This is a genomic window from Shewanella sp. Sh95 (assembly GCF_001308045.1).
Lineage (GTDB): Bacteria > Pseudomonadota > Gammaproteobacteria > Enterobacterales > Shewanellaceae > Shewanella > Shewanella xiamenensis.
Map to the genome: position 1 here is coordinate 1 of NZ_LGYY01000094.1, position 11572 is coordinate 11572.

Genomic DNA, 11572 nt, shown 5'->3' on the forward strand with positions numbered 1-11572 from the left:
TTGGAGGTACTCAGGCGGCCTGATTATCAAATCACGGAGAAAGAATTGCTGGCGGCCTGGGTATTATTCGCCAATCAGTTGCTCAAATATGGCTATGCTATGGCTGATTTATGAGGGGATCCTTCAGTGCAGAGCATAAACTGAACGAAGCGAGTAAAACATGTAATCGTTTTTTAAGGAAAAGTCTTTGTGGCCATATTTGGCTGATGATTAAACAAGATGGCTTAGTCATGTGATGGCATCCTTTCTACAGCAGTGAGTCGAGTCAATTCTGTGGTGCGCTGCGTTAATGGTACATATAAGCGTTGTAAACTGAGAGGCTTATTTTATGGATCGTAAACATCAGTGTCATTAGGGTGTCATGCATTCGACTTATATTCGGGTTTTATTGCTAAAACTTTTGAATATAAAGAGGTTATTCATGCATAAGGTCATAAATCTCAATGTTGTTTTATTATCGTCTCTAGTAGTGCTATCTGGTTGTAATTCTGACTCTGATAAGACTGATCCTACACCCATTGAGCCCAGTGGGCGTTGGCTAAAAGGTGACTTACACGTTCACACTGCGGTTTCGCAGGATGCTCGTGAAACCCAGTCTGATATTCTGAAATGGGCCTTTGGTGACTTCGGTTTAGACTATGTTTCATTATCAAATCATATGCGTAACAACAGTCAAGATAATGATGATAACGACGTCGGTGGGTTACTGTTTTACGATGCGTTAACTCAGTATGAAATTCCCGGTTTAAAGAAGAACATGCCTAACTATGAGGGCAAGATTGCTTATTCAAGTTTTGAGTGGGATATGCCAACCCATGAGCACTTTAACATTGGTATTTTAGGTGATGAAGCCAAAGTTCTGTCTGCGGTTAAGACCTTTGAGTACAGATTTAGCAGTAAAAATGATATTACGAACTTTGATCCAAAAGATGTTGCTGCATGGACGGCTGCGGGGGATACCCGTCAAAATAAGACTCACGAGGATGCTATTGCTGCTTTGAAGTGGTTAGAGACTCATTATCCAGACAGCAGCTACGGGATGCTAAATCATCCTCGTCGTTATTTATCCAGTTATACGATTCAAGATGTTAGAGAGCTGAACGATGTTGCTCCGAATGTTTTCTTTATGGTTGAAGGTCTTGTCGGTGGCCAGTTCAGTGGTAACCGTGGTGACTATGGTGAGCGTAGTAGTGGAGTGTACGGCGGCGTCGATCCGGTTGTTGCTGAGGTCGGTGGCTGGTGGGATGCATTATTGGGTGAAGGTCGTCGAATTTGGAACATGGGTAACTCGGATATCCACTTCAAAACACGTACTCCCTACGCTAGTAGTTATTATCCCGGTGAATATGCGAAAAGTTACACTTGGGTCGATGGCAAAGATACTACAGCGCTTTTGAAGGGATTACGCTCGGGTAATAGCTTTTCTGTGTTTGGTGATTTGATCGATGCCTTGGATTTTAAGCTTGAAAATGGCAATAAGAATAGTGTCACCATGGGACAAACTTTAGTGGCTAAACCTGGCGATAAGTTAACACTCACTATTCGCTTTAAAAGTCCGGCGTTGAATAATAAAGAGTCCGATATAGGTAATGAAATTTATGCTGGAATTAACCCTGGTGTAAACCACATAGACTTGATTGCGGGTAACGTGGGTCAGCGTGCTGAGCCTGGGACCGCGGCCTACAGAAAAGAAACAAACGATTCAACCTTAGTCGTTAAAACCTTTACTCGTGCCGACTGGCATAAAGATGCCGATGGCTACTACAGTATGAGTTACAGTTTTATCGCGGATCGGCATCAATATTTCCGTCTGCGTGGGACTAATTTAGATTATAACCAAGCTAATCTGACGGAAAGAGGTAATCCTTTGAAGTCAGCTGTGATTAATCAAGCTGAAGGTGAATCGGTACAGTCTTGGTATAACAAGATTAATGATCGTAACTATAACGACCTGTGGTTCTATTCTAACCCTGTGTTTGTTAACACGGTTCAATAAGCCCTTTTAAATGCGGTTGAATAAAAATCCCCCAGACTATTATGGTTTGGGGGATTTTTTATGCCTGTACTATCAGTGAACTGCGTCTTGCTTTAATTTACGCGAGTAAATGAGAAGATACAGTGCCGGCAGTACAAACAACGACAGTATTGGTGCTGTTACCATTCCGCCGACCATTGGGGCGGCGATTTTTTGCATCACATCGTTACCCGAACCTGCGCCCCACATAATGGGGAGTAGGCCGAAGAAGATGGTGGCAACTGTCATCGCTTTAGGACGTATCCGCATGACCGCACCTTCTATCAAGGCTTCTTTTAAGTCTTCAACGCTGTGGTAAAGGTTTTTCTCCTGTCGATGTTTGATGGCGTTATTTAAATAGACCAACATAATCACCCCAAATTCTGCTGCTACCCCAGCAAGGGCAATCATACCAACAGCGACGGCAACAGAGATGTTGTAATCCAGTAGATACAATAGCCAAGTGCTGCCGACTAAGGCAAAGGGTAGACTCAGCATGATCATGCTCGCTTGCATGGTAGAGCCAAAGGTCATCATCAGTAGGATAAAGATGACTCCTAATGCCATTGGGATGACTTGCTTTAGTTTGGCATCGACCCGTTGCATATACTCGTACTGGCCCGCAAAGCTGTAGCTATAACGGGGCGGCATTTTGAGTTCGGCATTTAAAGCTTGCTTCGCGGTGTTAATGTATTCCCCAATAGAAGTGCCCTCAATATCGATAAATACCCAAGAGATTAAGCGCCCGTTTTCGCTGGTGAGCATTGGTGCACCATCGGTGATTTCGATATCGGCTAAATTGCGAAGTGGTAAGTAATTTCCCGATTTAGTGATCACAGGTAGTTCACGCAGTTTCTCGATATTGTCACGCAGCTCTCTTGGATAGCGCAGGTTAATAGGGTAACGCTCAGCACCTTGTACGGACTCGCCAATATCCATACCACCGATGGCGTAACGCACTACATCCTGAATATCTTGTAATGACATACCATAACGAGCGGCAACATCTAGTTTTGGCGTGATATCGATGTAGCGTCCACCACCACTCCGTTCAGCATAGGCCGATTTAGTGTGTGGGACCTTGCTTAAGATAGCTTCAATTTTGGTGCCTAGGGCTTGCAGCTCATTGACATCTGCACCAGTAATTTTAATGCCCACGGGGGTTTTAATGCCCGTTGATAGCATATCGATACGTGTTTTAATTGGTTGTACCCAAGCGTTTGTGAGGCCAGGCACTTTTACCGTCTGCTGTAACTGATTAATGATGCCATCTAAGGTCATGCCTTCACGCCATTCGTTGTGGGGTTTTAGCATGATTGTGGTTTCGAGCATGGTGAGTGGCGCAGGATCTGTCGCCGTTTCGGCCCGCCCCACCTTACCAAATACGCGAGCGACTTCAGGGACGGTTTTAATCAAACGATCCGTCTGTTGTAGCACTTCGGCTGCTTTACTGGCGCTAATGCCTGGCAATGCCGTTGGCATATAGAGTAAATCGCCTTCTTCGAGCGCAGGCATAAACTCGCTACCCATACGTGTCATGGGGTACCAAGCACTGGCCAGTGCCATTAAAGCAATTAGTAGGGTTACTTTTGGAAACTTCAGCACCAGTTTCAACGACGGTTGATACAGAGCAATTAGCACTCGGCTGATGGGATTACTGCGCTCGCTAGGAATTTTTCCACGAATAAAGTAACCCATCAGAATTGGCACTAGCGTAATGGATAATAATGCCGCTGCCGCCATGGCAAAGGTTTTAGTGTAAGCCAGTGGCGCAAATAAGCGTCCTTCCTGCGCTTCTAGCGCAAATACGGGTACAAAACTTAAGGTGATAATAATCAGTGAGAAAAACAGTGCAGGGCCCACTTCGATAGAAGCTGCGCTAACAATTTCCCAGTGTTCTTTAACCGACGGTTCGCGTTGATGTTCGGTTTTAAAGTGCTCTAAATGTTTGTGTAGGTTTTCGATCATGACGATCGCACCATCCACTACAGCACCGATGGCAATAGCGATGCCACCAAGACTCATAATATTGGCATTCACCCCCATTTTATTCATTACGATAAAGGCAATAAGAATCGACAGCGGTAAAGTAATCACCGCGACCAATGTTGAGCGTGCATGCAGTAAAAATAATAGGCAAACCAAGCCCACAACCAACATTTCTTCAATGACTTTGCTGAATAGGTTGTCGACTGACTTTTGAATTAATTGAGAGCGGTCATAGGTTGGAATGATTTCCACCCCTTCAGGCAGACCTGTTTTTAACTCTTCCAGTTTAGCTTTAACCGCATCGATAGTGGAAAGCGCGTTTTCACCGTACCGCATCACCACAATGCCGCCCACGACTTCGCCTTCGCCATCAAGCTCGGCAATGCCGCGGCGAGCAGCGGGACCTTTGCGCACTGTAGCGACATCTTTGAGTAGTAAAGCTGTTCCGGAAGGGCTAGTAATCCCTAATGGGATTTCACGAAAATCAGCTAATGTTTGACGATAACCTTTGGCGCGCACCATATATTCGGCTTCGGCCATTTCGACCACTGAACCACCAGCTTCGCTATTGGCTCTTTCTATCGCCTCTTTGACGGTGGCGATATCGAGTTTATAGATCGCCATATTGTCTGGCTCGAGCACGATCTGATAGGTCTGCTCCATACCGCCGACGGTTGCGACTTCGGAGACACCGGCAACACTTTGTAGCTCAAGTTTGAGATACCAATCCTGTAGGCTTTTAAGTTGCGAGAGATCTAAGTTGCCGGAGCGGTCGACCAGCGCGTACTCAAACACCCAGCCCACGCCAGAGGCATCGGGGCCGAGTGAGGGTTGTACCCCTTTAGGTAAGCGACTGCTGATCTGGCTTAAATACTCCAACACCCGTGAACGCGCCCAATAGATGTCGGTGCCATCTTCGAAGATCACATACACATAAGAGTCACCAAACATCGAGAAACCCCGCACGGTTTTTGCACCGGGTACGGCTAACATGGCGGTCGATAATGGGTAAGTCACTTGTTCTTCAACCAGTTTTGGTGCTTGCCCTGGATAAGGGGTCTTAATGATCACCTGCACGTCGGATAAATCCGGCAGGGCATCGAGCGGCGTTTTACGCAACTCCTGCACGCCCCAGACAGTAACCATGATGGCGATAATTAACACCATAAGTCTTTGTCTGATCGAGGACTCGATAATATATTTCAACATAATGCGCTCCTAGTGCTGATGACCGCTGCTTAAACGCATTAGGCTGCCCTTGAGGCTGGCCTCGGAGTCGAGCAGGAATTGCCCTGAGGTGACGACACGTTCACCTTCGCTTAGGCCCGAGACTATCTCGGCCTTGCCTTGGCTCATCATGCCTACAGTGACAGCTTTTGCGATAAAGCTGTCATCGGCTTGTTTGACTATTACGCGGTTTTCTTTACCCGTTTGGATGAGCGCTTCCTGTGGGATCACGAGTACATCCTTATTTGGGCCGCCAAAGAGCGAAACCTTAGCGAGTGTCTTGGGTCTTAAAGAGACATCGGTATTATTCAGTACCACGCGCACTCTCAAACTACGGGTAACAGGGTCTAGCTCGGGATAGATATAGTCAACCGTGCCTTCTATACCGTTGATATTCATCGCGGGCACAGAGACTTCGGCTTTTTGCCCAACCCTAATCCAGCTTTGTTCATTTTCAAACACATCGGCGATGACCCATACCTTAGAAAGATCGACCAATGACATGACTTCAGTAGAAGGCTCAATATACATACCGTCACGGATGGAGAGTGTTTCGACAACACCTTCCTGTTGCGCGTAAAACGGTACTCGATATTGGGTTTGGCGTGAGCTGGCTAATTGTTTGATTTGTTGTTCGTTAAACCCTAAGAACGACAGCCTTAAGCCTGCCCTGCGAACCAGATCTTGGTATCTTTGGCTACCGGAGGTTTTCGCTGTATCTAAGGCGAGCAGATAATCATCCTGAGCATTGACTAAATCGGGTGAGTAGATCTCATAAAGTAGCTGCCCCTTTTTGACGGTATCCCCCATGGATTTAACCATTAGCTTTTCAACCCAGCCAGTAACGCGGGCATGAATATGGCTGATCTGGCTCTCGTCATAGTCTATTTGACCCACGGTTTCGACAAACTTCCATAGGGTATCGCGCTCAACGTTGGCGACTTTAAGGGCAAGTGCTTGTTGCATACCGCCAGAGACATTAATGTTAATTTCCTGCGTATTACCGCCTGTTTCGACCTTCTCTAAATTCATCCCACAAATAGGGCAAGTACCTGGAAAATCACTAATGATGTGGGCATGCATTGGGCACACATACTTAATCGTTGCGCCAGAATTTTGATTTTTGACTAAGTTATTGGCTTTAGGCGTTGGAGTATCAAACACTTGAGCCGCGTTGGCGTTTTGTGTATGTGCTTGATGTTCGTCATGTTGTGCAGTATTGCTTGTTTCTTCCTTCTCAACGAGGAACATATTGCACTTAGGGCAGCGGCCGGGTTCATGGCTTTCTACTTCAGGGTGCATAGGGCAAGTATATGTTTTGACTTGATTGGCGCTATTGCTGTTATGCTGATGCCCCGCCTCTGATTGAGCCGCAGGATCAGCAAGCTGAGCCTGGGTTAACCAAGGTGTGCCCAGCAGAAGGCTACTGAGTATCAACACAGCCTTAGTGCACGGTTTTTTTACTTTGTAAAATTGGTTCATATGCCTCATCTCCAGCCTAGCTTAGTGGTGCGCGTGATCTTTGTGCATTGCACCGTCAGCCATTTTTTCTGTCGTCGCTTTAGGCTCTAAATTCATGCCACATTTAGGGCAAGTATCGTCTTTGTTACCTGTAACTTCGGGATGCATTGGGCAAACATAGGCTACAGCTTGTTCCTGTGGCGCGGCATTGTTGTGGTGATGCTCATGGGGTGTTGCTGTAGCAAACACACTGGTGCTGGTCATTAAAAATGCAACTAAGGCAAGATTAGTTAAGGTTTTCATATTATTCACTCCATCGGGTTTTAGGGCCGAATATGAGTGCATAAAACGTGATTGAGCTTATTTCTTGAGTGCATACTCAAAACTAATGCCATGGGTAGCATCGTGCACAGTCAACGTTTTAGCTTTACTCTGGGTGCTTGATAAGAGGGCACCACAATAAACGGCAAAATAAATAGTTAGCTTGGTTCGCCCTGAAAAAAGGGCACAAAGAGGCTAGGACTAGGCTATCGGTGGCTTGAAGGCCGACGATAAAGAGATAGAGTGGAAATGAGGCATAGGAGTGGCCATAGGGGTATCACTCAGACTCACACTGGGCCAAAGATGTGGACTGAAAAGCGTACCAGCAACTGAGATCGTCAAGCAATGTCCACAATCGTTAAGACAGGACGTGGTGCCATTACAACAATGCTGTTTTGCGCCGGGAAGCATTTGATCGTTACAGCAATTTGTATTGGCCATTGCACTGGCGTCAGCGTGGTGCTCGGTGTTCATTTGCATCATTGCCGCGTGATCCATTCCTTGGTTGGAAAGGCTATGAACCATAGCGCCCATTTCCATTGAGCGCATCACCATAGCGTGTCCATTAGACACAACACCTTGCCCGACCAATGCGAGTAAAGTGAATATGACTAATAAATAACGACTAAGTGTTTGATGCATAATAATTCCAGATAATGAACGCTTGGATTCTAGCACAGAGGCATTATGCTGCAATGCGTTAACTCACATTTTAGTTAATGCCTCCGCTCATCGCTCCTAAGGTTGGATTATCTAGCGACCTGATTTCGCAAGATCTCTGCCATTAACTGACTGTGATTTTGCAAGACGAGTGGCAGTGGTGTGGCACCATCTACACTGAGCTGTATACGAGGGTTATTGATAAAACGTTTGGCATCAGCCTCGCTAGTTAATGTTGGAGTGCTGATCTGGTAATTCGACTGTGGTGCAACATCTAGGGTAAAGAATAGAGGCTCAGACTTCACCCAAGTGCCACTGTCATCGGCGCGATAACTGAATAGATCTTGATATTTTACTTCAATTAGCACTTTACCTTCAGGTAGTTGTACTGGTTTAAAGGATTTAGTTGCTTGGCCATTAATGCTGACCACATTGAGTGTATCAGTGCCTTTCAAGGTCGCAGCACTCGCCGTCATGCTGATAGCAATAGTACTGATGATGAATGTAACGCCAACGAAAATTTTACTAAATAAGGTCGTTTTCATAATAAACTCCAAAATTTGCGTGATCGCGTGAGCGCCAAATCGTGGTGGCAGCTTCGCGAGCGATTGAATCGATTTAATGATTAAGATCGGTTACAGCAAATCGGAGTTGGGTGGTGGTGTGGTCAACCCAAGGTCGGCGGTTTGAATCGCCCAGCTTTTGTTCGTAATACGATTACTAGCATGACTCATTAACGCGAGTTGTGGTTGTGATGTTGAGAGATAAAGCTGTGCAACGCAATGAGTTTTGCAATGGTTGGTAAGAGAGTCTTGGCAATGCAACATGCATTCGTCTGGGGGGCAATCGGGCATAGTGCAATTTATTTTGCCATCAACCATTTGCATGCTGGATATATCGTGAAAGTCATTCATCGCTGAAGTTGGCATAGCATTCACCATCGCCGACTGAGCGATAAGTGAAAATAACAGTGTTATGGTGATCCAAAACTTAGCCATAAAAAAACCGTTGCCAATGTACCTATCCTTAAAGACCAACAAATTGCATAAAAAGTTTCATTTTGAGTTTAGTTTTAGGCGTCAGGCTTTTATAGCAAAGGTTAAATGTCGTCTTGATCACATTTTTGTATTCTAAAAATGATTTCATTGCCTTAGCTTCTTAAGGTAGTACTTAATCATTTGTCGCTTAGCATAATGATGAATGTATTAGTGAGAGTTGAAGTACCCTAATGCTCTGCTAAGCTGGTTTTAGCGAGTCGTATTATTCAGAGTTAGAGCTAAGTCTCATTTTGCGCTTTTAAGTTTACATTAATCGGCATTTTAGGCTTGAAATCAAATTTCTAATAAATGAAAAAATATAAAATAGTCTTATAAAAACTAATTTTGACCATATTTTCGGAGATAGAGTGATGAACTGGCGTGCACTATTTAAACCCAGCGCGAAATATTCCATCCTAGCGCTACTGGTTGTTGGTATCGTTATTGGTGTTGTGGGCTACTTTGCAACCCAACAAACCTTACATGCGACGAGTGAAGACGCATTCTGTATGAGCTGCCATAGCAACCACTCATTGAAAAATGAAGTGTTAGCTTCTGCCCATGGCGGTGGCCGTGCTGGTGTGACCGTACAATGTCAAGACTGCCACTTACCACATGCTCCAGTGGATTACTTGATCAAGAAAATCATCGTATCCAAGGACTTATACGGTTTCTTAACTATCGATGGCTTTAACACTCAAGCTTGGTTAGACGAAAACCGCAAAGAGCAAGCTGACAAAGCTTTAGCTTACTTCCGTGGTAATGACTCTGCTAACTGTCAACATTGCCATACTCGCATTTATGAAAATCAACCTGAAACAATGAAGCCAATGGCTGTGAGAATGCACACCAACAACTTCAAGAAAGATACTGAAGCAAGAAAGACCTGCGTGGACTGCCACAAAGGTGTTGCTCACCCCTATCCAAAAGGATAAGGTTTAGCGCTTCAATAGCTTGATATTAAAATAAAAAGCCCTCTTTCGAGGGCTTTTTGCTTTCTCGTCTTATAAGTCTTGGCTATTGATTAATGCCACTCTGCGGGACAAGGCGCTTAGCGAAATTTGATGCACCATTTGCGTGGGAGCTGTGCAGGCATCGGCAATCACTTGCACTGAATAGGCTTGTGCCGCGGGTGATAGCGCTGTATGGGTCACGCAGTTTTGAGTCATGATACCGCATAAGAGTAAATGCTTGATTTGCATATCTTGGAGTAAGTTGGCTAGCTCTGTGCCGTCGAAACTGTCGGCAAATTGTTTTACCACAATTGGGGCATTGGGTAGCTCAGCTAAAAGCGCTGGATGGATTTCAACCCCTTGAGTGCGTGGGTTAAAAAAGGGGGCGTCACCCTGAGCAGTATCGGCGATATGCTGCACGAGAATAATAGGTATTGCCTGTTGCTGGGCACATTGCACTGAGTGCAAGGTGCGCGCTAATGCCTCATCGACTTGCCATTGTGGGTAAGCCCCATGGGGAAAGTAGTCATTTTGCACATCAATAATCACTAAGGCGCTGTTCGCTGGGATCTGGTTTAAGCTCGACATATTTTTCTCCTGTTCGTTTTCTCTTGCAAAAGATGTCTTCGAAGGAGAGTTTGCGGTAGATTCATTGCCATTAAGAGTGGCAGAAATGACATCTATGGTGCTTAAATTGACAAATTTTGCCGAGCAATCCCCATTAAAAGTGGCGATATTAGCCATACCCGGTTGTTTAACTTCAGCAGTGTTTGGCTTAGAAGAGATGTTGCTGGTGGCTAATAAGCTGATGTTAGCTGACGAAAATAAATCCCTAAGCTCAAGCAGTTTTGCAGTGACTCGATTATCCCTAGAGGAGATGAATCTCGAAGAGTGCTATCAATTAGTGATTATCCCGCCGAGCATCGAGACTGAGCTTTACTTCAATGCAGCGCCTTCATTGCGATTATGGTTACAGCAGCAACATGCCCGAGGAGCTATCCTCTGTTCTGCCTGTGCGGGAGCATTTGTGCTGGCCGCAGCGGGTTTACTCAATGGCCGCAAGGCGACAACCCATTGGGGATTAGTGGAAACGTTTGAGACCCAATATCCACAGGTGAAACTCGAGATCGAAAAAATCATGGTTAACGAGGGCGATATCATCACGGCTGCTGGCATGATGTCGTGGCTCGACTTGGGGCTAGAGTTAGTCGCGCAGTTTTGCCATGTGAAAGTCATGCGCCAACTGGGTAAGTACCTTGTTATCGACACCGGTGGGCGTGAACAGCGTTATTACCAACAGTTTTTACCTAAACGAGATCATGGGGATGCTGTGATCTTGAATCTGCAAAATCGCCTACAAACCGACTATGGTGAGCCGATGAGTGTTGCGGTTTTGGCGCAGCAGTGCTGTATGGGCGAGCGAACTTTTTTGCGACGTTTTGTGAAAGCGACGGGGCATAAGCCTAATGAATACCTACAAAAACTCAGGATCCAAAAGGCCTGTGACTTACTCGAAAATAGTTCTCTGAGTTTCGAGACCATAGCGCACCAAGTTGGCTATGAGGATGTGAGTGCCTGTCGCAAAGCGTTTACTCGTATTACCGGCCTAACCCCGAGTGCCTTTCGACAAAGGTTTAGTGCGCTTACGCCTGCGCTAACACCTGTCGACGATAGCTCAATAAACTAAATACGCCGAAGATAAACACTTGTAGATAATCTTGTTTGCGCAGCGTCAGCAGATTTTTAAACAGCATATGGAAGATGGCAACCTGGAAGCAATGCACTGAAGGATCCCCTCATAAATCAGCCATAGCATAGCCATATTTGAGCAACTGATTGGCGAATAATACCCAGGCCGCCAGCAATTCTTTCTCCGTGATTTGATAATCAGGCCGCCTGAGTACCTCCAA

The 11572-nt window shown here is 45.5% G+C and carries 10 protein-coding genes; 3 read left to right on the forward strand and 7 right to left on the reverse strand.

From position 1 onward, the window contains the following. Nucleotides 1-421 precede the first annotated feature (421 nt). Nucleotides 422-1996, forward strand: coding sequence for a hypothetical protein (locus tag AEA42_RS06880; RefSeq protein ID WP_055647314.1), 1575 nt, complete (start codon nt 422-424; stop codon nt 1994-1996). Nucleotides 1997-2068: 72 nt separating this feature from the next. On the opposite strand, the gene AEA42_RS06885 is transcribed toward AEA42_RS06880, so the two are convergent. The 6 genes from AEA42_RS06885 to AEA42_RS06910 form a co-directional block, all read right to left on the reverse strand. Next, the gene (locus AEA42_RS06885) at nt 2069-5212 is read right to left on the reverse strand and encodes a CusA/CzcA family heavy metal efflux RND transporter (RefSeq protein ID WP_055647315.1); all 3144 of its coding nucleotides are present in this window, start codon (nt 5210-5212) and stop codon (nt 2069-2071) included. Nucleotides 5213-5221: 9 nt separating this feature from the next. Continuing rightward, the gene (locus AEA42_RS06890; protein ID WP_037423657.1) at nt 5222-6712 is read right to left on the reverse strand and encodes an efflux RND transporter periplasmic adaptor subunit; all 1491 of its coding nucleotides are present in this window, start codon (nt 6710-6712) and stop codon (nt 5222-5224) included. 21 nt (nt 6713-6733) lie between these two features. Beyond that, nucleotides 6734-6994: a heavy metal-binding domain-containing protein gene (locus tag AEA42_RS06895; RefSeq protein WP_037423654.1), complete on the reverse strand. Its 261-nt coding sequence runs from the start codon at nt 6992-6994 to the stop codon at nt 6734-6736. A gap of 219 nt (nt 6995-7213) precedes the next feature. Further along, nucleotides 7214-7654, reverse strand: a complete 441-nt coding sequence (locus AEA42_RS06900) for a hypothetical protein (protein ID WP_047537915.1) — start codon at nt 7652-7654, stop codon at nt 7214-7216. Between the two features lie 107 nt (nt 7655-7761). After that, nucleotides 7762-8217: a DUF2057 family protein gene (locus AEA42_RS06905; protein ID WP_055647316.1), complete on the reverse strand. Its 456-nt coding sequence runs from the start codon at nt 8215-8217 to the stop codon at nt 7762-7764. Between the two features lie 90 nt (nt 8218-8307). After that, a complete protein-coding gene (locus AEA42_RS06910) occupies nt 8308-8670 on the reverse strand; it encodes a hypothetical protein (RefSeq protein ID WP_055647317.1) in 363 nt (120 codons plus the stop codon). Nucleotides 8671-9080: 410 nt separating this feature from the next. Between AEA42_RS06910 and cymA the strand changes: the two genes are divergently transcribed. Then, entirely contained in the window at nt 9081-9644 is a 564-nt protein-coding gene (gene cymA, locus AEA42_RS06915; RefSeq protein ID WP_055647318.1) for a NapC/NirT family cytochrome c CymA, read from the forward strand. Nucleotides 9645-9713: 69 nt separating this feature from the next. Here cymA and AEA42_RS06920 read toward each other — a convergent pair whose 3' ends face one another. After that, nucleotides 9714-10250 (reverse strand): cysteine hydrolase family protein, encoded by a 537-nt coding sequence (locus AEA42_RS06920; protein WP_037426629.1) that lies wholly within the window; start codon nt 10248-10250, stop codon nt 9714-9716. A 97-nt stretch (nt 10251-10347) separates the two neighbouring features. Here AEA42_RS06920 and AEA42_RS06925 point away from each other — a divergent pair, with 97 nt between their 5' ends. Then, nucleotides 10348-11349: a helix-turn-helix domain-containing protein gene (locus AEA42_RS06925; RefSeq protein ID WP_231640366.1), complete on the forward strand. Its 1002-nt coding sequence runs from the start codon at nt 10348-10350 to the stop codon at nt 11347-11349. Nucleotides 11350-11572: the final 223 nt, after the last annotated feature.